Raw genomic sequence first — 22,212 nt, 5'->3', positions numbered from 1 at the left:
TGCTAGGAAACTAGCACGTACGGTGTGAGGTGGGGGAAAAGGTGGAGATTACATCAAAGCCTTACCTATCATCATAGAATGTGTAAACACTGACGAACTTGCGAATGTACACCTCGATAGGTTTACGGGTCAGAAATGATTCGGAGTCTGAAAATAAGACTTGTCTAATGGATTGGAAACATCGCATAGTGACCAATCCTAACGTTGTTACAGGCAACGGAGCTAGACACGGGGTAAAGCAAGCACCTAAATCGGAGATTGAAAGATCTTTAAAACAACGATAGTCTGAACGGAACGTCGAAAGCCACTAACGTTGGGTCTATGACTCTATCGGCGGATATAGTTGAATACGAAACGGGTAACCGAGGGAAGTATTCTTAATAGTGGTGAGAGTAGTGGCACGACCGTTGAAGATTCTGTAATGGAATTGGAGGAACAGCCACAAGCCTATTTGTAGGAACTGAAATTTCATCTAATCTTGCATGGATTCTGGTAAGACTCAAAAGGTCACCAAATCAATATGAGAGTAGGTGATAGACCATGAATGATAGAACTAAGTCCACGCCAAAGAATAAGAAACTAAGACACAACGAATACTACGGTATCCAAACTTTCTTAGATAACTTATACCAGAAGGCAACAAAGAAAAATTCTTTTAAAAATTTAATGCCTATCATTATATCAGATGAAAATATACTCCTCGCTACCATCATCAAGCCAAGTGTCCATACACTAATACACGCGACCAATATAGAAACCATAAACCAATTCCTCAATAAATTAAAACTCAACGAGGAACAGTTAGGCAAACTTAATAAATTGCGGAAATTAGTCAAAAATGAGGAAATCTGTATGTAATCACAAAATGAAGTGGATATGGAACATGAACAACTAGCGTTGTTTGCTTAGAGCTTATCATTATTAGATGAAAAGAAAACTACAATATAGGTGGACCGCGGTATGCCGTGAAAGTGGCACGTACCGTGCGGATCGGGGGAAAAGTTGGAGATAACCTCAAAGACTTACCTATCGACAATTAATGATATCACCTAAAGTAACTGTTTCCGGCGTGGCTGTTTTTTTCGGATTTAATATAGCTGTAGTTACATTCGTTGTGTTAATTGGAGTAGGGTCTGTAATTGTAATAGGAGGTTCACCAGGACCTGGTTCATATGTGAAAGTAACAGTTGCTTGATTTCGAATAATACCACCAGGTGGTACACTTGTGACTCTTGCTTGGAATTGAACAGTAATTGTATCGTTTGGATTGACTGTTCCAACAGGTATACCTACAACAGGATTTGCTCCAAGATCTGAAATGTCATTTATTACAACAGTACCTGGAAGAAACGTTAACCCATTTGCTAACGGATCAGTAATGATAACGGAAGTTGCAGGGACTGATCCGCGATTTTGGAAGGTTACAGTATACGTTATGATTTCATTGATATCTACAATTTGTTTGTCGGCTAGTTTATTTGGGTTAGGTGTAGGTGTAATAACGGATACTTCAACAGTTGGAGTAGGATCTGTAATAGTAATAGGGGGTTCGCTAGGGTTTGGCTGGAATGTGTAAGTGACAGTTGCAGTGTTTTTAATAATACCGTCTGGTGGGAGTTCAGTTACAGTAACTTGATAAGTTAATGTAACAATTTGTCCTGGAGTTACAGTCCCAACGTTTACACCATTATTTGGATTTGTTCCAGGTTGCGTGACGCCATTAATCGTAACGCTATTCGGAATGAAAGTAGTACCAGATGGAGTAGGGTCTGTAATAATAACATCTGTCGCATTAATATTCCCGACATTTTGGAACGTAATTGTATATGTGACAGTATCACCAAGATTGATAGTTTGAGGGTTACCTTGTTTGTTAGGATTAATAGTAACTTCACTTACTTGCGTCTTTGTAGTAGGTGTAGGCGTAGTAACAGATACAGGTGGTCTAGTAGGATCTGGCTGATATTGGAATGAAACGATCCCTTCATTTTCGATAAAGCCTGTCGGTGGTATCGAAGTTACTTGAACTTGGAAAGTTACGACGGCTGAAGTGTTAGGTTCTAATGTACCGATAAGAATTCCGGAACTAGGAACGATACCTGGTTGCGTGACGCCGTTTATCGTAACGCTATTCGGAATGAAAGTAGTACCAGCTGGAATAGGATCGGTTACAAGTACATTTGTTGCAGGGACAGTTCCTGTATTTTGTAAGGAGATTGTATAGGTGATTGTGTCACCTAATAAAGCAAATACTTTATCAGCGGATTTTGTAGGGTTTGTTGTTGCCGTGTTGACATTGGTAGTAGTAGGAGGCGTTGGAGTAGTCACTGTTACTGGAGGTTCTCCAGGATTAGGTTGGAATGTGTAGGTGATAGTAGCTTCATTTATAATAATTCCGTTAGGTGGTATGGAAACAACGCGAACTTGAAAAGTTACAACAACTGATTGACTAGGATTTAATGTGCCAAGAGGAATGCCAAGAGCTGGATCAACATCACTAGTTGGGATACCATTAATTGTTACACTATTTGGAATGAAAGTCGTACCAACTGGAATCGAATCTGTAAAAATGATATTTGTTAGTTGAACAGTTTGTAAGTTTTGGAATGTAACGGTGTACGTAATGATATCGTCTATATCAACGTTGTTTCGATCAGCCGTTTTCGATGGATTAATAATACTATTAATGATTTCAGTATTAACTGGTGGTGTTTCTTCTGTTTTTGTAATAGGAGGTTCATTTGGATTAGGCTGAGAGGTAAAGTTGATTGAACCAACATTTGTAACAACCCCATTAGGGGGTATATTCGTAATCGTTACTTGGAACGTAATGGTTATTATTTGATTTGGTTGTATTGTACCAATGAGTATCCCAATGCTTGGATCAACACCTGGTTGTGAAAGGCCATTTACTGTAACAGAATCTACAATAAATTGTGTGCCTACTGGTGGTTGATCAATGACAGATACATTTGTCATAGGAATATTTCCAGTGTTTTCAAGGGTAATTGTATAAGTGAGTGCATCGCCAATGTTAGCGATTGGCAAATCTACTGTTTTTGTTGACTCTAATTCTGCATTTTGTACAATTGTTTCTGCGATTGGAGTCGGTGTGGTTGTTGTAATAGGCGGGAGTGTCGGATCTGGTTGAGATGTGTAAGTGACATTTGCTTCATTTGAGATAATGCCATTTGGTGGTAAAGCTGTTATTTGTACTTCTAAAGTAACAGTCACTACTTGTCTAGGGTTTAATGTGCCAACTGGGATTCCTGTTTCAGGGGTCAAATTAGGTTGTGGAATGCCATTAATCGTAACGCTACCAGGGATAAATGTAGTTCCAGTAGGGATAGAATCTGTAATAATGACATTAGTTGCAGGTGTATTACCAGTATTTTGAAGGGTGATTGTATAAGTGAGCGTATCACCAATACTTGCAAACTCACGATCCACTGTTTTTTGCGGGTTCGGGTTAGCGGTACGAACAGGTAAAGTTACGGTAGGAGTCGTTTCTGTTGTTGTAATAGGAGGTTCGCTAGGATTAGGCTGAGAAGTGTAGGTAACACTTGCTGTATTTTCTATTTTTCCATTAGGAGGAATAGCGTTTATTTGAATCTGGAATGTAACAGTAACTGTCTCGCCGGGATTAACTGTTCCAACAGGAATTCCTGTGACTGGACTTACGCCGGGTTGAGCGACATTGTTTACAGTAACACTATTCGTAATAAAAGTTGTACCCGGTGGTAAAGAATCTGTAATTGTTACACCAGCAGCAGGTATAGTTCCTTGGTTTGTAAATGTGACAGTATAAGTTACAATATCGCCAATTTCTGCAAACGTAAGGTTTGCTGTTTTTGTTGGACTTATGACTACAGTTTGGATAGGAGTTGTTGTTTCAGGAGTTGTTTCTGTTTTTGTGACTGGAGGTAAATTTGGATCCGGTTGATAATTAAATGTTGCACTACCTTGATTTCGGATTTCGCCGCTAGCAGGGATGTTTATTACTCGTACTTGGAAAGTAATCGTTGCGCGTTCGGATGGCGCTAAAGTTCCAAGTGAAATTCCTGATGATGGATTTGTTCCTGCTTGAGGAATCCCATTAATCGTAACACTATCTGGAATAAATACAGTACCGGCAGGGATAGAATCTATTACTGTTATATTCGTAGCAGGAACAGTACCAGTGTTTTGAAATGAGAGAGTATAGGTAATGACATCATTTAATGCAACGAAGGAGCGATCTGCTGTTTTTTGTGGATTTAGTGTAGCGGTATTAACTGCTGTTTCTGTTTCAGGAGTTGTAATAGTTGTCGTAACGGGAGGTTCATTTGGATTTGGCTCGTATGTGAATGTAACATTTGCTTGATTTCTAATAACTCCTCCGGGCGGGATACTATTTACTACACCTTGGAACGTAACTGTAATACTTTGACCGGGATTTACAGTGCCGACGGGTATACCAATTTCAGGGTTTTCTCCAAGTTGTGATGTGCCATTTACGACAACGCTACCTGGAACGAAAGAAACACCAGATGGAAGTGTATCTTTTATAATAACATTTGTAGCGGGGACGGTCCCTCTATTTTGGAATGTTACAGTAAAAGTAATCGTATCCCCTATATCAACAACTTGTCGATCAGCAGATTTTGTAGTCGTTGGATTAGGATTATTAATTGGAATGTTTACACTTGGAGTGGTGGTAGTTGTTGTGACAGGAGGCTCACTTGGGTTCGGTTGATATTGGTAAGTGAAGGATGCTTGGTTTCTAATTATTCCATCAGGTGGTAAGTTTGTAACGACAACTTGATACGTGATTGTTTTCGTTTCTCCGACAGAAATGGTACCAAGTGGTATACCAAGTGATGGGGCTGCTCCTGGCGTTGTAATGCCATCGATTGTAACACTATTTGGAACGAAAATAGTTCCGTTAGGTGTAGGGTCTGTAACGACTACATTTGTAGCCGGAACGGTCCCGTTATTTGTAAATGTGACCGTGTAGGTAATCGTATCTCCTAAATCAGCAACTTGTTTGTCGGCAGATTTTGTAGGCGCTGTAATAACGGTCCCAACTTGAGTTTCTGTTTTAGGAGTTGGGGTAGTTGTTGTAACAGGAGGCTCATTTGGATTAACAATATAATTAAATGATACACTGCCTTGGTTTTCTATAATTCCATTTGGCGGGACACTTGTAACTTGAACTTGGAATGTAATTGTTTTTGCTTGATTTGGATTTAAAGTACCAATCGATATACCGTTTTCAGGATTACTGTTAGGTTGTGAGACACCATCAATCGTGACGCTATTTGGAATAAATGTTGTACCGTTTGGAATTGGATCTGTTAGTACAATATTTGTTGAGGGAACAGTGCCGTTATTTTGTAAACTAATTGTATACGTAATAACATCACCAATATCAACGAAAGTACGATCAGCAGATTTTGTAGGGTTAACTGTAGCGGTATTAACGGAGACTGTAGTAGGTGCTGTCGGTTCGGTTGTGGTAACCGGCGGTCTTGTTGGATCTGGCTGGTACGTATATGTCGTTGAAGCTTCGTTTGCAATAACACCGCCAGCTGGAATTTGTGTAACAAGAACTTGGAAAGATAGTGTTTTGGTTTCACCGGGATTAATTGTTCCAACCGGGATTCCTAGTGCGGGATTTGAATTTGGAACCGGTACATTATTTAAGATTACGCTATTCGGAATGAATGTTGTACCAGTAGGAATGGTATCAGTAAAAACTACATTTGTAGCAGGGATCGTACCATCATTAGTGAAAGTAATCGTATACGTAATAACATCACCAATATCAACAGTAGTTTTATCCGCCGTTTTAACAGGGTTTGTAATAGCGGTGTTAACAGGAGTAGTAGTAGGTGGTGTAGGGTTTGTTGTTGTAATAGCTGGTTTTGTAGGATCTGGTTGATACGTAAATGTTGTGGTTCCGATATTTCGGATTAGGCCATTCTCTGGGAGAGCGGTAACTTGAACTTGGAAAGTGACAGTGACAGTATTACCAGCTGCGATTGTTCCAATTTGTATACCACCAGAAGGGTTTACGCCAGGTTGTGAAGTACCGTTAATTGTGACGCTATTCGGAATAAATGTAGTGCTACTTGGAATTGGATCAGTTACAATAACGTTCGTTGCAGCGATGTTTCCTGTATTTGGTACAGTAATCGTATACGTAATAATATCACCGATATCAGCAATTTGTGGACTAGCAGTTTTTGTTGGATTTACAATTGCAGTTCGTACAGAAGTAGTTGTTGGAGGTGGTGTTATCGTAGTGGTTGTTGAGGGTTCAGCCGGATTCGGTTGCGACGTAAATGTTACATTTGCTTCGTTAGTAATCGTTCCGTTAGCTGGGAGGGAAGTGACTTGGACTTGAAATGTGACAGTTGTAGTTTGACCAGCAGGAATTGTACCTAGCGGAATATTTGTTGGAGTTACGCCAGATTGTGCCGTTCCATTAACTGTAACACTGTTTGGAATAAAAGTAGTGCCAGTAGGGATAGGGTCGGTGATGGAAACATTTGTCGCTGAAATATTACCGTTATTTGGAACAGTAATCGTATACGTAATGATGTCACCAATATTCACAATTTGTTGGTTTGCACTTTTAGTTGGATTTATGATAGTAGCATTAATTTGTGTTTCAACTATATTACTTGTAGAGTTTCTGTTAATTGGTGGTTGGTTTGGTGGATTATATTGAAAGCCTGAAGTTGCACTATTTGGAATAGGGTTAGGTGTAGGGAGAGTATTAACTTGAACTTGAAACGTAATTGTAGCATTCCCGTTTGCAGCAATCGTTCCTACATTTATTCCAGTAGCAGGATTATCTGTAGTAGAAGTACCATTAACTGTAACGCTACCCGGTACGAACGATGTGCCGGCAGGAGGCGTGTCTGTAATGATAACATTATTAGCAGCTAATGTGGCTTGATTTGTGGCCGTAATTGTATACGTAATCGTATCACCGATAGTAGCAATTGTTTTATCTACTGCTTTTGTTAATGCGACATTAGCTGTGAAAATATCTGTATTAACAATATTGCTTGTTGTCGTACGTGTGATAGTGGGTGCGTTAGGTGCAGGTTGAAATTCGTATCCAAATGATGCTACGTTACTTGCAACTGGTGGGGTAGGGACACTTGTAACATCTACTTGAAAGGTAATTGTAACAGAGCCGCCAGCAGGAATGTTGCTAATGGGAATACCAGTAGCAGGATTTCCAGCTGTTGCAACGCCATCAACTGTAACGCTGTTTGGAACGAAAGTAGTACCAGCGGGTATGGGGTCTGTAAATGTAACGTTTTGGGCAGGAAGTGTTCCGGTATTTTGGACAACGATTGTATAGGTTAAACGACTTCCTATTGTTGCTATTGCCATTAGATTCGTCCTTTCTGTATAAATTTAAATCCGGTCAAGGCATGGAATATTTACAAATAGCATTATTTAATAATCTAGAAACAATACTATGTGTAAATATTAGTATAAAATGAGCTCGTCATTGCATCCTATTCAAATTTAAATGAATAGGAATAGGCAAAGGCTTTTTTTTTGCCCAAATTAGTCTGTGCATATACAAATGGAACTTTTTTTACTTGTTTGCATTAAATGAAATAGCGAATAAATATTTATCTTATATGGAAGGGGAGTGGAATTGTTGGCTTTTGTACAAACATATACGAAAACGGACTCTTTATTTATGGTACACACAGGTAATACAGTTGGCATGCGTGGTATTACAACAGCGACGGCGTATCAATACAATGCATTAATAACAAGAGATACAAATTTAAGTTTTGCAGGAGTTCCTTCTTCGGTAGATCCATTAACTTTTGCGGGAACGACAAATGATTGGACATTAAATGGTTCTTGGGCAAGACTTAATCCTTCAGTAACAGATGTACCAGCAACAGCAACTGTAGACTTTGCAATGCTAGTATGGCAAGGAACATTGAGTGCAACTGTGACAGAAACGGTGGTAAATAACAATATACCTACTTTACAAACACCGGATGGGGTCACTCATACAATTACGAGTGTTCCTGCATGGGGAGAGACGAGATCAAGCGGAACATTTCAAGGTACCATTTATACACGTGCTGCAAATGTAACAAATATTCTACAAGGGCTTTCAAATCGAGCAGCGGGGGATTATTTTGTAGAAAGGGTTCCCACGGCAAATCCTCCGACGCAAGGGACAGGCGTAGGATGGGCATTGGTTGTTGTATATCGCGATAATTCATATCCTATTAGGAATGTTAGTTTATATACTGGTTTACTCATTTCTACATTGGGTGAGACAGCAACGATTTCAAATTTTATCACTCCAGCTGTAGCGCCGGTTAATGCTCGTGTATTTACAATGGCAATTAATGGTGATACTGATGCGACAGGTGATAGATTTAACTTAAACGGTACGGGACTTTCAGGACCTAATAATTTAATAAATAACTTTTTTGCTTCACAAGTAAATAATTATTTGGGAAATTTAAATACAGTCGGAAGTTTTGGGGATAGAAATATGCCAATTGGTACTTCTGCGACTAATCGGCGTGCAGAGTTTGATGTGACAAATGTACCCGCAAATGGCGTGTTAACAGCCGGTTCTACTTCTACTACCGTGAATATCCCAAATACATTTGATTATCTTTACGCTGGTGCTGTCGGTTTACAAATAGATTTAGCGGAGGCACGTTTAACTGCTACAAAATCAGTAATAGTGAGTTAAAAAATTGAAAACTTTAATAAAATTTTTTATCCTAATAGGAGTGAATTCTATTGGCTTTTGTTCAAGCTTACGGTAAAAACGATAACTTATTTATGATGCATACGGGTAATACGATGGGAATGCGCGGTACTGCAAATACAAACTTTGCTTACAATGCACTTATAACATTAAATACAGATTCTACTTTTGGAGGAGTTCCTTCATCGACGGACCCGAATACATTTGGAGGTACAACAAATGATTGGACATTAGATGGCTCATGGGCTGAATTAAATCCATCAACTACTATCGTTCCAGCTACGGCGGTTGTAGATTTTGCGTTACTTGTTTGGTCAGGTGGATTGGATACGGCTGTTACAACTGCTGTTGTTGATGCGAATCCTCCAAATTTAGTTACGCCTGATGGAACGAGTACACAAGTGACAATTAATTCAGCATGGTCATCAGAAGGGACAAATCTCCCTTTTATAGCCAATGTTTATAATCGAGCAGCAGACGTTACATCTTTACTGCAAGGTTTACCGAATCGAGCAGCAGGAAGATATAGTGTGACAAGATTACCTACGCGTCAGCCAGTTGGTTATGGTGCAGGATGGTCGTTGATTGTTGTATATCGTGATTCCTCATATCCGATGAGAAATGTGAGTTTATTTCCAGGTTTTTTATTATCCGGTACACCACAAACCATTTCAGGATTTTTTACACCAGCTACAGGGACGGTGACAGCAAGAGCTTTTGTAATGGCGGTAAATGGTGATCCGAATTTTACAGGTGATAATTTTCAATTGAACTCTGTGACATTAACAGGACCAAATAATCCAATAGGGAACTTTTTTAGAGGGCAAGTAAATGATATTAATGGAAATTTAAATACAATTGGTAGTTTTGCAGATCGGAATTTTTCTGGAACGACTACAACTGCAAATGCAAGAGCTGAGTTTGATATTACAAATGTAAATGCAACAGGTTCTATTGCACCAAATACGACATCTACACAAGTAAATATTACAGGTACTGGAGATACAATTTATACAAGTGCGGTTGGATTACAAATAGACTTGGCGGAGGCTAAATTAACAGCAGTAAAATCAGTAACTGTAAGTTAAAAAAGATTGCTATAAGTTAGCAATCTTTTTTTATGAGGTAGATTTTGTTAGTAAAGATTGATAATGAGAATAATCAATCTTTTTTTCTTGTAGTTTTTTTACTAAAAATTTATGATCACGCTTCGGTGTAGCAATAATATACCCTTTAATAATTAAATCTTGTGTAATTTGAGAGGCTTTTTCTTGTAAGGCTAGTTCACCGATTTTGCCAGCAATTTTTGATTTAGCAACATCGCGAAATAGCTCTGGAACAGGACTTACGAGCTCTTCTAACAATTGTTTTTGTTCGTCATCCCATAAATGCCTCGTTTTATTAATATAGTGCTCTTCCCAATCTAAAATGGACATACCATCTTCTTTTGGTAGTTGTTTTAAAAATTTTCTGAACATAAAGTATCCACCGATAGACATAAGTCCTAATAAAATAACAGTCCACAGTACAATAAACCAACTGAACCATCCTTCGAGCAAGAGTATCCCCCCTTAATGATTGCGGTTTTCTTTTATTTATATTATAAACAGTGAGATTCATAGAAAGCAAGAACGCTTGGTCATTTTGACCAAGCGTTATCATTTAAACGAAGTATAGTTGTTCCACACATAAATTATTATTATCATCTTCTACATATTCAATGATTAATGTGCCAACTTTACGATCTTTATCTTCAGTTGTGAAAATAGAGTAAGAAGTAAAACGTGCTGTTGATAGGCCGCTTATATGTGTAGGTAAAGAAATGTAGTCGTTATCGCGGAAGAATTCCATCAGTTCAATATCCTCAAATTCTTTTCGGTCAACTTGTTTGTTTGTATAGCGGCGTTGAAGTTGTTTTAAAGACTCGTTCCAAGAAATTGCTTTTGTATCGTATACCATTGTCTTATCTCCTTACTGTATGTAATCATTAAGAACATACGTTCTAATCTAGTATACTCTTTTTATTTGAAAAGGGAAAGCAAAAAATAATGTAAGCTTGGATTTCCAAGCTTACATTATTAATGCGTCCGTCATAATCTCTATTTTTTATTATATGTTAGATAAGAATAAGAAACAAGATGATATATATTTTGTTGATAGTTTTCAAGATTCTGTATATTATAGTTTTACTAAAGCACAAGGGAATGAGAGGAATGGCATATGTAATTTCACTCCAAGGACCGATGGCAAGCGGAAAAACGACATTGGCTAAAAGGTTAGAGCGATGTGGGTTTTCAGTTATATATGAAAACCCTTATCCAATTGTAGAAAAGCGAAGAGTATTAAATTTGGATATAAATTCAAAAGAAGGGTTTATTCTAAATCAAAAAATGTTTATGGAAGCAAAAATAAAGGAGTTTCAAAATGTAAAAGATTCAGTTGTAATTTTTGATCGCGGGCCAGAAGATATTGAGTTTTTTACGCTCTTTTATCCAAAGATTATAGGAAAAAAGTGGGATATAGAAATTGCATTAAGAGATGAATTATATAAATTAAGAGAATGTCGTTCAGATGCTATTTTTTATTTAGATGGCTCGGAAAGTAATTTATATAATAGAAAAAATAATGATAGAACAAGAAACAGAAGTACATTTGAGGAGCAATTTAAATTAGTAGAAACTGAAAAAGACTGGCATAAACAATTTCCTGTAACTTATGTGGACACGAATAGATTAACAGCGGAAGAATTAGAGGGATATTTTATGGATTGGTTAAAGGAGAGAGGGATATGAAAAAAATACTTTTATTTGAATACCCAACATTTGCGGAGTTTGAAATAACAGTAGCAACGGCATTGTTGAAAAATAAATATGAAATTATTACAGCGAGTTTAACGAAAGAATTGATTATAAGTAAAACAGGTTTGCAAGTGCAACCGCATATAGAATTAAGTGAAGTACGTGTAGAAGAATATGAGGGGATTATTATTCCAGGCGGAGATGCGATACATATGAAGGATGCAGAAGGACTCTTTTCAGTCATCCGTCAGTTTCACGAACAAGAAAAATTAGTAGCTGCTATTTGTGCGGGACCGTATGCACTAGCAAAAGCAGGCTTATTCAAAGAAAACTCGTATACAGTAACTATGGATTATAGAAAATTAGATTGTTTTCCAGTAGAAAATTTTGTGTATGAAGAAGTTGTGGAACATTCAAACATTATTACAGCGCAGGGGCATGCATTTGTACCATTTGGAATAGCGATTGCCTCTTATTTTGGGATAGCGAACGAACACAATATAAATTTTTACAGTGGTAAGGGGAATGTGATGATGGAGGAGCTTTTGCCTGAGAATGTATAAAAGCTAGCATTTGCTAGCTTTTTTCTTTTTGACATCGATAAATGGCTAACGTTTTCGGATCGCGCCATATACCGTTATGAATTGCCAATTCATTTTCTACTTCTTCTTTTAGCCATTCCTTCATTTCGGCGTGAAGATGTGTATTATCAGGTATATTTAGCGACGGAAACATGCTAGAAATATAGTTTGCAATTGGAGTAGCATGATGAAAAACGAGAGCATTATGAATAACTGCTTCTTCAACAGTTGAAAAAACAGACTGTAATATCTCTTTACCATTTTCCAAACAAAATGGCGTGACTGAAGATGTTGTTTTCGGTAAATCAAATGCGTCTAACATGCGATTACACATTTCAACTATACGAGGTAATGTAACGTCAGAATTTGTAGTAGCTAAAAGTGAGCCACCAGGACGTATTACTTTATGGAACCCTTGGATAGTTCTTTCAACATCTTTCATATGATATAACATATGTCTTGCGACGATCCAGTCGTAGCAATTGGCTTCAAAAGGAAGTTTTTCAGCGTCACCTAGTCTCCATTCAATTAAAGTATTTGTTTTAGTGGCTTCAGAGAGCATGGCTTCTGATTGATCAAAACCTGTTAATTGACCTTTATGGCCATTCGCTTGCAAAAAGGAAAGAAATTTTCCGTTAGCGCACCCAACCTCTAATATTTTCTCGTCTCCTTGAAGTTGTAAATGATCCATGACGACTTCATCTAAATTCACTTGTTTTTCTTCGTAATGTTTATGCGTATCAATACGTATTTGTAAATGGTTGCTTACATTGTACTGGCGTTTTACATCATTCATCTTTTCGCATTCCACCTTCGTGCAAAATTGCTGAATTGCGTGCGTTAATACGTCGGTTTTCTTTAAGCCTTCGTAATGGAGTGCAGCTTCAAACCTTTCAAGTAATTTTTCTTCAATTCGAAAATGAATATTTTTTCGCTTTGTCACTGAAATCTCTCCCCTTTGTATCGGTTAGTGAGACTATAACACGCCTGAAAAATTTGTGTAAATCATTTGTGTACACAAATGGAGGGGATGAAAAAATTGTTTGAATGTGAGTTTAAACTATTGACGATTTAACCGTTTTCATATATTCTTAAATTAAGAAATATTCAAATAATTAAAAGAAATGAGAGAGTCACATGCTTCTTCAAGGAACACATCGAATTGGTCGTATGGCCATGCTGTTGGCACTTGCGGATGAGAATGAAAGCCCTGTATTATCTATCCCAAAAGGTTGGAAGTATTGTACGGGGAAAGTGGGTTCGATGAATTCGCAAAAGGTTGTCGCAGCAATGGAAACAGCGGCTAAGAGCAACCAAGTTATTGAAACAGACGTTTACAGAGAAACACATGCACTTTATCACGCAATTATGGAAGCTTTGTACGGAGTGACGAGAGGTCAAATTCAGTTAGCAGACGTTCTTCGTACAGTAGGACTTCGCTTTGCGATTGTGCGCGGTACACCATACGACGGAAAAAAAGAGGGCGAATGGGTTGCTGTTGCATTATATGGAACGATTGGTGCACCTGTAAAAGGATCTGAGCATGAGGCGATTGGTTTAGGAATTAATCACATATGATTTGCCCATAGTCTATTAGTTAGAAGGGGGCCTTACTTTTTTAGGACAGAAGTCTGTCTTAAAAAGATAAGGTCCCCTTTTGCCTTTTTAAGGAGGAAAAACAATGATTACGTTAACAGGACACACATTGACAATTGAAGAAATGAAGAGGTTGTTACTTGAAGGAGAAGGTGTAACAGCTTGTCCAACTAGTATGCAAAAGGTGGCGGAGTGCCGCGAAGTAGTTGAGAAAATTGTAGAGGACGGAAAAGTTGTTTACGGTATTACAACTGGATTTGGAAAGTTTAGTGATGTGCTAATTCAAAAAGATGATGTAAAGGCACTTCAACATAATTTAATTCAGTCACATGCATGTGGGATAGGCGAGCCATTCCCTGAAGAAGTATCACGCGGTATGTTAATTTTACGAGCAAACACGATGCTTAAAGGAGTATCTGGTGTTAGACCGCTCGTTGTAAATATGCTTCTTGAGTTTGTAAATCGTAAAATTCACCCAGTTGTTCCACAACAAGGCTCACTTGGTGCGAGTGGCGATTTAGCACCTTTATCTCATCTTGCGCTCGTATTATTAGGCGAAGGTGAAGTGTTCTATAAAGGAAAACGCGTTCATGCAATGGTCGCTCTTACAGAAGAAGGTCTTGAGCCAATTGAACTTGAAGCGAAAGAAGGTCTGGCGTTAATTAATGGTACGCAGGCGATGACAGCGCAAGGAGTTCTTTCTTATATAGAAGCAGAAGCAACGGCTTATCAAGCTGAATTAATTGCATCTATGACAATTGAAGGTTTACAAGGCATTATTGATGCATTTGATGAAAATGTTCATAAAGCACGTGGTTATAAAGAGCAAGTGGAAGTAGCAAGCAGAATTCGTGACATCCTTCATGATAGTAAATTAACAACGAAACAAGGAGAACTACGTGTGCAGGATGCCTATTCACTTCGCTGTATTCCGCAAGTACACGGTGCTTCTTGGCAAGTTTTAAATTATGTGAAAGAAAAATTAGAAATTGAAATGAATGCCGCGACAGATAATCCACTTATTTTTGATGGCGGAGAAAAAGTAATTTCAGGTGGTAATTTCCACGGTCAACCAATTGCATTTGCGATGGACTTCTTAAAAGTTGGAATGGCAGAACTTGCAAATATTTCAGAGCGCCGTATTGAACGCTTAGTAAATCCACAGTTAAACGATTTACCACCATTTTTAAGTCCAGAACCAGGACTTCAGTCTGGTGCAATGATTATGCAATATGCTGCAGCGTCACTAGTTTCTGAAAATAAAACGTTAGCACATCCGGCGAGTGTTGATTCAATCCCGTCATCAGCTAACCAAGAAGATCACGTAAGTATGGGAACAATTGCTTCACGCCATGCACATCAAATTATTCAAAATGTAAGACGTGTTCTTTCAATTGAGATGATTTGTGCGATGCAAGCAGCAGAATATCGCGGTATTGAAAACATGAGTACAGTGACGAAGAGCTTCTATCATCAAGGTCGTCAACAAGTACCTTCTATTACTAATGACCGTATATTCTCAACGGATATTGAAAATATTGCGTATTGGTTAAAAACGAATTATTCGATAAAAGAAAGATTAGATGTAAACGCAGCACTATAAAATGAGAAAAGGGAGAGATTGAAATGGAAAAAGTTAAACAAACAATTCGCGCGCCAAGAGGTACTGAGTTACAAACGAAAGGGTGGGTGCAAGAAGCTGCACTTCGTATGTTAATGAACAATTTAGATCCGGAAGTTGCTGAAAAGCCAGAAGAATTAGTTGTATATGGTGGAATCGGCCGTGCAGCTCGTAACTGGGAAAGCTACAATGCAATTGTAGATTCATTAAAAACGTTAGAAAGCGATGAAACATTACTTGTTCAATCAGGAAAACCAGTTGCAATCTTTAAATCACATGAAGATGCACCTCGCGTTCTTTTAGCGAACTCAAACTTAGTACCGAAGTGGGCGAACTGGGATCACTTCCGTGAACTAGAGAAAAAAGGTCTTATGATGTATGGACAAATGACAGCAGGTAGCTGGATTTACATTGGAACACAAGGTATTTTACAAGGGACATATGAAACGTTTGGTGAAGCGGCACGCCAACATTTCGGTGGTTCATTAAAAGGTACATTAACACTTACTGCTGGTTTAGGTGGTATGGGCGGTGCACAACCTCTTGCTGTAACGATGAATGGCGGTGTTGTTATCGCTATTGATGTTGATAAGCGCAGTATCGATCGCCGTATTGAAAAGAGATACTGTGATATGTATACAGAATCATTAGAAGAAGCATTAACGGTTGCGAACGAGTATAAAGAGAAGAAAGAACCGATTTCTATTGGTTTATTAGGAAATGCGGCAGAGATTTTACCAGAGCTAGTGAAGCGTAATATTACGCCAGATTTAGTTACAGATCAAACATCTGCTCATGATCCATTAAACGGTTATATTCCAGTAGGTTACACATTAGAAGAAGCAGCAAAACTTCGTGAAGAAGATCCGGAGCGCTACGTACAATTATCAAAAGAAAGCATGACAAAACATGTAGAAGCAATGCTTGCTATGCAAGCAAAAGGCGCAATTACATTTGATTACGGAAATAACATTCGCCAAGTTGCTTTTGATGAAGGTTTGAAAAATGCATTCGATTTCCCAGGATTCGTTCCAGCATTTATCCGTCCATTATTCTGCGAAGGAAAAGGACCATTCCGCTGGGTAGCACTTTCTGGTGACCCAGAAGATATTTATAAAACAGACGAAGTAATTTTACGTGAGTTTGCTGATAATGAGCATTTATGTAACTGGATCCGTATGGCTCGTCAGCAAGTTGAGTTCCAAGGTCTTCCGTCACGTATTTGTTGGCTTGGTTACGGTGAGCGCGCGAAATTTGGTCGCATCATTAATGAAATGGTTGCAAATGGTGAATTATCAGCACCAATCGTTATCGGTCGTGACCATTTAGATTGCGGATCAGTAGCATCTCCAAACCGTGAAACAGAAGCGATGAAAGATGGTAGTGATGCAGTAGCTGACTGGCCAATTTTGAATGCATTAATTAACAGTGTAAACGGTGCAAGCTGGGTATCTGTTCACCACGGTGGCGGCGTTGGTATGGGTTATTCACTTCACGCTGGAATGGTTATCGTTGCAGATGGAACAGAAGCAGCGGCAAAACGTATTGAGCGCGTATTAACTTCTGACCCTGGTATGGGTGTTGTTCGTCACGTGGATGCAGGATATGACTTAGCTGTGGAAACTGCGAAAGAAAAAGGCGTTAACATTCCAATGATGAAATAAGGAGGAGAAAACATGCTGGACACTTTACTAATCAATATCGGTCAATTACTAACAATGGATCAAGAAGATGGCTTGTTAAGACGGGAAGCGATGAACACGCTTCCTGTTATCGAAAACGGTGTGGTTGGGATTGAAAACGGCGTAATTACTTTCGTTGGAACAGCAGAAGAAGCGAAAGGATTACAAGCGAAAGAAGTAATTGATTGCGGCGGGAAAATGGTTTCTCCTGGTCTTGTTGATCCGCATACTCACCTTGTATTTGGTGGATCTCGTGAAAATGAAATCGCATTAAAATTGCAAGGAGTGCCGTACTTAGAAATTTTAGAACAAGGCGGAGGTATTCTTTCGACGGTAAATGCAACGAAACAGGCGTCGAAAGAAGAACTCGTTCAAAAAGCGAAATTCCATTTAGACCGTATGCTATCTTTCGGAGTTACAACTGTAGAAGCGAAGAGTGGTTACGGATTGGATGATGAGACGGAATGGAAACAATTAGAGGCAACTGCACAATTACAAAAAGAGCATCCAATCGATTTAGTTTCTACATTTTTAGGTGCTCATGCAGTTCCGAAAGAGTATAAAGGTAGATCGAAAGAATTTTTACAATGGATGTTAGACTTACTGCCAGAAATGAAAGAGAAGCAATTAGCTGAATTTGTTGATATTTTCTGCGAAACAGGCGTGTTCTCTGTTGAAGAGTCGAAAGAGTTTTTATTAAAAGCGAAAGAGCTTGGCTTTGATGTGAAAATTCATGCGGATGAAATTGATCCTCTTGGTGGTGCGGAAGCGGCAGCTGAAATTGGTGCAGCATCAGCGGATCATTTAGTTGGTGCTTCTGATAAAGGAATTGAAATGCTTGCAAACTCTAATACAGTAGCCACTTTATTACCAGGAACAACTTTCTATTTAAATAAAGAAAGCTTTGCTCGCGGTCGTAAAATGATCGATGAAGGTGTTGCGGTAGCTTTAGCTACAGACTTTAACCCAGGCAGCTGTCCAACGGAAAACATTCAGCTTATTATGAGCATCGCAATGCTGAAGTTGAAAATGACACCAGAAGAAGTTTGGAATGCCGTAACAGTTAACTCTTCTTACGCAATTAATCGTGGTGACGTAGCTGGGAAAATTAGAGTAGGTCGCAAGGCAGATCTAGTGCTATGGGATGCTTACAATTATGCTTACGTACCGTATCATTACGGCGTAAGTCATGTAAATACAGTATGGAAGAATGGTAATATCGCATATACAAGAGGTGAACAATCGTGGAGCACGGCCACTATTTAAAGAAAAATGCCAAGTTTATCGATCGTGAAGTGACAAAATGGAGTGAAATGATTAAAGATTGGGAGGAAGGCGTGGAAATATTCGGTGCGGCCTTAATTGGAGCACCCCTTTCTAAACCGTCTATTAGTCATTCAGGAGCAAGTTTTGCTCCAAAAACAATTCGTGCGATGTTAGATGCATATAGCACGTACGCAATTACAGAAGAACATGATATGAAAGAAAGTGTCTTATATGATTGCGGCGATATTACGATGCATGTGACGGATATAAAAGAAAGTCATAACCGAATTGCGAAAACAGTTGGTCATGTAACGAAAGTAAATCCGAACATGATACCAATCGTTCTTGGTGGGGATCACTCGATTAGTTTTCCGAGTATAACAGGATTTGCAAATAGTAAAGGGAAGGTCGGTATTATTCAATTTGATGCCCATCATGATTTGCGCAATTTAGAAGATGGTGGTCCGTCAAATGGTACACCGTTCCGTAGTTTATTAGAAAATGGTGTTATTACAGGAAAACAACTCGTTCAAATCGGTATTCGTAATTTTTCAAATGCACGAGCGTACCATGAATATGCAAAAGAACACGGTGTGATAGTGTACACAATGAAAGATGTACGAGAGCGAGAAATCAAAGATATTATTATAGAAAGTATTGAAGTATTAAGAAAGCAAGGCGTGACCTCTATTTACATTTCTCTTGATATGGACGTACTAGATCAAGCATTCGCACCAGGTTGTCCAGCAATCGGTCCTGGCGGAATGGACAGTATGACTTTACTTGATGCGATTGAATTGCTTGGTAAAGAACCGCTTGTGCAAGGGATGGATATTGTAGAAATTGATCCAACTCTTGATTTCAGAGATATGACGAGTCGAGTAGCTGCGCAAGTGATTATGAGTTTTCTTTTAGCGAGGGAAACAGTTAGTAAGCAGGTTAGTATATAGAAGGAAAAGTAGATTTTTATTTACGCTTTATCAAAAACACATTACTACTCAAATGTAGTGATGTGTTTTTATGTTAAAAGAGAATGAATGTGTGTGGAACCGTTAATAAAATTGCGGTTTTTTATAGTGTATTGTGTGAATTTAATTTCTTGCTTCTGAAGTGTTGACGTGTAAAATATTTTTGTGATAAAATAAAAATTTTGCTAAAAAACTAAAAGTGTGTTAAACTTGAGAAGGTTACCATATATGGAGGTGGATTATTTGTTTCAAATTGGCGATAACATTGTTTATCCAATGCAAGGAGCAGGTATAATTAAAGCCATAGAAGAGAAGGAAATCGCAGGAAAAAAACAACAGTATTATGTTATAAAAATGTCGGCTAGTAATATGGAAATAATGATTCCTGAAGGGAAAATATTGAGTTCAAATATACGACCAGTAACGGATATCACGGCATTAATACACATAATAGATATTTTTCAACATGGAGAATCAGATAGATTACTTACGTGGAAACAAAGATATAAATTGAACACTGATAAAATAAAAACGGGTAAAATGCAAGAAGGTGCTGAAGTTGTGCGTGATTTAATGCGTATACAGAAAGAAAAGGCACTTAATGCAAGCGAAAAGAAAATGTTAGATAACGCACATGAATTTTTGATTAGTGAACTGGGATTAATTGAAGGTATCACAGAAAATCAAATAAAAAGCTTTTGTTAAGGTTCATTACAAATAATATATGGCATCCCAAAAAAAGGTTTTGAATTTTTTGGGAACATAATTATAGACAATCAATCATTTCAAAGACATTCAACTCTTTCAAACCACTTTTAGAGCATTAACCTCTTTTGTTATTACTACAATCAAATCCATTTTTATTTTTTAATTCTTTTACGAATGTTCGAAGTTTAATTCAATACTTCGATAAAATAGTTACTTGATTTTTGCAATCCTGATTCACACTGGCACGGACGAGGAGCCGTAAGGATGAAAGAGAGGTAGGGCTTTCATTGTTTTAGGTATATAAGTTATTATTTTTAGAAGAATACTGAACCATTTTCACTTCTATTGATAAGGGATTCTTTATATTAAAGAGATGAAGAAATTGACAGCCATATATGATCAACTAAAAAAGGTTTCCTACTAAGGAAACCTTTTTAGTTTATTTATAGCATTCTGTTTTTTGGATATTCGAATGTTTTATAGAAAAGTCGTATAAATTGACGTTACTATTTAAAAGTAAGTATGATGCGATTATAGCAAGAATTTTTAAGGGGGAAGAAAAATGGCAAGTTCTAATAATAAAGCGGCAAGTATTTATGAAGGAACAAATGTAAACGCTTGGGGATCTTTTGAAAATATTGAAGAAACGAAGTTGTTTGATCAGATTCAAGTCGGAGTTTGGTCTCTTCGTAATCGCATAGCAATGGCACCGATGACAAGATGCTTTGCAGACAATGAAACTGGAGTAGTTGGTGCTGATGTAGTGGAGTACTATAGAAAGCGTGCTGCTGACGGAGTTGGATTAATTATTACAGAAGGAATCGTTATTAGCGCAAGAGCAAAAGGAAACCCAGGAGTACCAGGGATTTATACGCAAGAACAAATTGATTCATGGAAACCTGTTACAGAGGCAGTACATAAAGAAGGCGGGACAATTATTGCTCAAATATGGCATGTTGGTCGTATGAGTCATCATGAAATAATTGGTGGGCAAATGCCCCAAGCGCCTTCTGCCATCGCTGCAGAAGGGAATGTTCCACGTTTTCGCAAACCATTCGATACACCAGAAGCAATGACATTAGAAGAAATACAAGAAGTTATCAGTCAATACGCACAAGCTGCAAAAAATGCGATTGAAGCTGGGTTTGATGGGGTAGAAATTCACGGTGCACACGGATATTTAATTGATCAATTTACTTATGAGTTTGCTAATAAGCGTACTGATAAATATGGCGGTGACTTAAAGCAAAGATTAACGTTTATGAAAGAAGTAACTGAGGCTGTAATAGAAGCAGTTGGAGCTGATAAAACACTTCTTCGTTTCTCTGCTTTTAAAGGGGATAATCCTACTTATATGTGGGAAAACCCTGAGCTGGCAATTGAAACATTTGTAAATATGTTTAAAGAAGTTGGATTAACGATGATTCATCCTTCAACGATGAATTATACGCAAGTGATTGCTGACGGAAAGAATTTTCATCAATTAGTAAGAAAATATTGGGATGGTACGATTGTTGGGGTTGGTAATTTGAATCCGAAAGAAGCTGAAGAAGCGTTGCAAGAAGGAACAATTGACGTAGCTGCATTCGGAAGACCGTTAATTGCTAATCCAGATTTTGTTCATCGAATTAAACATGCTGAAAGTTTAGTTGAATATGACGCGAAAGAGCATCTTGCTACATTAATTTGAATAAAGATAAAAGGAGAACACATGGAGTGTTCTCCTTTTATTATGGAATTTCATAGGGGGAAGCGAGATGAGTGAAACGCTACTCGTTATTATTAGTATATTACTATTATTAATGTTGCTTTTAATCGTCTTTTTTATTATCACATTTTTTATAAAAAAACGGACGCATCATTCTATTTTAAAACTACATCCATACTTAGGAAGAATGCGTTACTTACTGGAAAAGATAGGGCCGGAATTCCGGCAATATTGGTTTGATCACGATACAGATGGAAAACCTTTTTCACGTTACGACTTTCAAAGTGTTATGTTTTTAGCGAAGTATCGCTCTGAAATACTTGGTTTTGGGTCGAAACGAGATTTTGAAGCATCTGGTTATTATATTGCTAATACGTTGTTTCCGGTATTAACAGAAGAATTAAGTGTGAACGTAACGCAAGAACGTGAAGGGAAAAAGTATGTGATTCATTAATCCGTACCCTTTGTAAAGGACATTTTAAAAAAAGTTAGGCGGCATCAAGAAGATGATTTCTGTATTCAACAG

General features: G+C 38.0%; 15 protein-coding genes and 2 pseudogenes. 13 read left to right on the top strand and 4 right to left on the bottom strand.

What is annotated here, in order from left to right; all coding sequences use genetic code 11:
* Positions 1-540: 540 nt before the first annotated feature.
* The gene (locus tag PDQ33_RS23120) at positions 541-858 is read left to right on the top strand and encodes a hypothetical protein (RefSeq protein WP_000999902.1); all 318 of its coding nucleotides are present in this window, start codon (positions 541-543) and stop codon (positions 856-858) included.
* Positions 859-1,038: 180 nt separating this feature from the next.
* Here PDQ33_RS23120 and PDQ33_RS23115 read toward each other — a convergent pair.
* Positions 1,039-7,392 (bottom strand): annotated as a pseudogene (locus PDQ33_RS23115) (DUF7507 domain-containing protein); the annotation flags it as partial.
* Positions 7,393-7,669: 277 nt separating this feature from the next.
* On the opposite strand from PDQ33_RS23115, the gene PDQ33_RS23110 reads away from it, so the two are divergent.
* Positions 7,670-8,740 (top strand): hypothetical protein, encoded by a 1,071-nt coding sequence (locus PDQ33_RS23110; protein ID WP_000896247.1) that lies wholly within the window; start codon positions 7,670-7,672, stop codon positions 8,738-8,740.
* 50 nt (positions 8,741-8,790) lie between these two features.
* Positions 8,791-9,846: a hypothetical protein gene (locus PDQ33_RS23105; RefSeq protein ID WP_061131647.1), complete on the top strand. Its 1,056-nt coding sequence runs from the start codon at positions 8,791-8,793 to the stop codon at positions 9,844-9,846.
* Positions 9,847-9,876: 30 nt separating this feature from the next.
* Here PDQ33_RS23105 and PDQ33_RS23100 read toward each other — a convergent pair whose 3' ends face one another.
* Together PDQ33_RS23100 and PDQ33_RS23095 are read right to left on the bottom strand one after the other, a co-directional pair.
* Positions 9,877-10,317 carry a DUF2621 domain-containing protein gene (locus PDQ33_RS23100; protein ID WP_270756681.1) on the bottom strand — a complete coding sequence of 147 codons (441 nt, stop codon included), beginning with the start codon at positions 10,315-10,317 and terminating at the stop codon, positions 9,877-9,879.
* A gap of 103 nt (positions 10,318-10,420) precedes the next feature.
* Positions 10,421-10,717: a hypothetical protein gene (locus PDQ33_RS23095; protein ID WP_000262403.1), complete on the bottom strand. Its 297-nt coding sequence runs from the start codon at positions 10,715-10,717 to the stop codon at positions 10,421-10,423.
* A gap of 245 nt (positions 10,718-10,962) precedes the next feature.
* On the opposite strand from PDQ33_RS23095, the gene PDQ33_RS23090 reads away from it, so the two are divergent.
* Together PDQ33_RS23090 and PDQ33_RS23085 are read left to right on the top strand one after the other, a co-directional pair.
* Positions 10,963-11,550, top strand: coding sequence for an AAA family ATPase (locus tag PDQ33_RS23090; protein ID WP_270756683.1), 588 nt, complete (start codon positions 10,963-10,965; stop codon positions 11,548-11,550).
* Entirely contained in the window at positions 11,547-12,119 is a 573-nt protein-coding gene (locus PDQ33_RS23085) for a DJ-1/PfpI family protein (protein WP_061131649.1), read from the top strand. Before PDQ33_RS23090 ends, PDQ33_RS23085 begins: the two co-directional genes overlap by 4 nt.
* Positions 12,120-12,132: 13 nt before the next feature.
* Here the strand turns inward: PDQ33_RS23085 and PDQ33_RS23080 are convergent, their stop codons facing one another.
* Positions 12,133-13,080: a class I SAM-dependent methyltransferase gene (locus PDQ33_RS23080; RefSeq protein ID WP_061131650.1), complete on the bottom strand. Its 948-nt coding sequence runs from the start codon at positions 13,078-13,080 to the stop codon at positions 12,133-12,135.
* 194 nt (positions 13,081-13,274) lie between these two features.
* On the opposite strand from PDQ33_RS23080, the gene hutP reads away from it, so the two are divergent.
* The 8 genes and pseudogenes from hutP to PDQ33_RS23040 form a co-directional block, all read left to right on the top strand.
* Positions 13,275-13,715 carry a hut operon transcriptional regulator HutP gene (gene hutP / locus PDQ33_RS23075; RefSeq protein ID WP_000926516.1) on the top strand — a complete coding sequence of 147 codons (441 nt, stop codon included), beginning with the start codon at positions 13,275-13,277 and terminating at the stop codon, positions 13,713-13,715.
* Positions 13,716-13,818: 103 nt separating this feature from the next.
* Positions 13,819-15,336 (top strand): histidine ammonia-lyase, encoded by a 1,518-nt coding sequence (hutH, locus tag PDQ33_RS23070; RefSeq protein ID WP_000631850.1) that lies wholly within the window; start codon positions 13,819-13,821, stop codon positions 15,334-15,336.
* 23 nt (positions 15,337-15,359) lie between these two features.
* A complete protein-coding gene (gene hutU, locus PDQ33_RS23065) occupies positions 15,360-17,018 on the top strand; it encodes a urocanate hydratase (RefSeq protein WP_000416706.1) in 1,659 nt (552 codons plus the stop codon).
* Positions 17,019-17,030: 12 nt separating this feature from the next.
* Positions 17,031-18,302: an imidazolonepropionase gene (gene hutI, locus PDQ33_RS23060; RefSeq protein WP_000887557.1), complete on the top strand. Its 1,272-nt coding sequence runs from the start codon at positions 17,031-17,033 to the stop codon at positions 18,300-18,302.
* Positions 18,281-19,252 (top strand): formimidoylglutamase, encoded by a 972-nt coding sequence (gene hutG / locus PDQ33_RS23055; protein ID WP_061131651.1) that lies wholly within the window; start codon positions 18,281-18,283, stop codon positions 19,250-19,252. The genes hutI and hutG overlap by 22 nt, the downstream gene beginning before the upstream one ends.
* 261 nt (positions 19,253-19,513) lie before the next feature.
* Positions 19,514-19,975, top strand: coding sequence for a CarD family transcriptional regulator (locus tag PDQ33_RS23050; RefSeq protein ID WP_000486325.1), 462 nt, complete (start codon positions 19,514-19,516; stop codon positions 19,973-19,975).
* A 565-nt stretch (positions 19,976-20,540) separates the two neighbouring features.
* Positions 20,541-21,668 (top strand): alkene reductase, encoded by a 1,128-nt coding sequence (locus tag PDQ33_RS23045; protein ID WP_061131652.1) that lies wholly within the window; start codon positions 20,541-20,543, stop codon positions 21,666-21,668.
* 67 nt (positions 21,669-21,735) lie between these two features.
* A pseudogene (locus PDQ33_RS23040) lies at positions 21,736-22,137 on the top strand (FMN-binding glutamate synthase family protein); the annotation flags it as partial.
* Positions 22,138-22,212 lie beyond the last annotated feature (75 nt).

The sequence above is a fragment of the Bacillus cereus group sp. Bc031 genome (assembly GCF_027716265.1).
Classification (GTDB): Bacteria; Bacillota; Bacilli; order Bacillales; family Bacillaceae_G; genus Bacillus_A; species Bacillus_A paranthracis.
Note: the sequence above shows the minus strand (reverse complement) of the source record. Positions and strands in the feature narration are given on the sequence as shown.

Coding starts and splice junctions, on each gene's coding strand:
- hutI (WP_000887557.1), top strand. CDS start 17,031: ATGCTGGACACTTTACTAATCAATATCGGTCAATTACTAACAATGGAT.
- PDQ33_RS23120 (WP_000999902.1), top strand. CDS start 541: ATGAATGATAGAACTAAGTCCACGCCAAAGAATAAGAAACTAAGACAC.
- hutP (WP_000926516.1), top strand. CDS start 13,275: ATGCTTCTTCAAGGAACACATCGAATTGGTCGTATGGCCATGCTGTTG.
- PDQ33_RS23095 (WP_000262403.1), bottom strand. CDS start 10,717: ATGGTATACGATACAAAAGCAATTTCTTGGAACGAGTCTTTAAAACAA.
- PDQ33_RS23090 (WP_270756683.1), top strand. CDS start 10,963: ATGAGAGGAATGGCATATGTAATTTCACTCCAAGGACCGATGGCAAGC.
- hutU (WP_000416706.1), top strand. CDS start 15,360: ATGGAAAAAGTTAAACAAACAATTCGCGCGCCAAGAGGTACTGAGTTA.
- PDQ33_RS23085 (WP_061131649.1), top strand. CDS start 11,547: ATGAAAAAAATACTTTTATTTGAATACCCAACATTTGCGGAGTTTGAA.
- PDQ33_RS23045 (WP_061131652.1), top strand. CDS start 20,541: ATGGCAAGTTCTAATAATAAAGCGGCAAGTATTTATGAAGGAACAAAT.
- hutH (WP_000631850.1), top strand. CDS start 13,819: ATGATTACGTTAACAGGACACACATTGACAATTGAAGAAATGAAGAGG.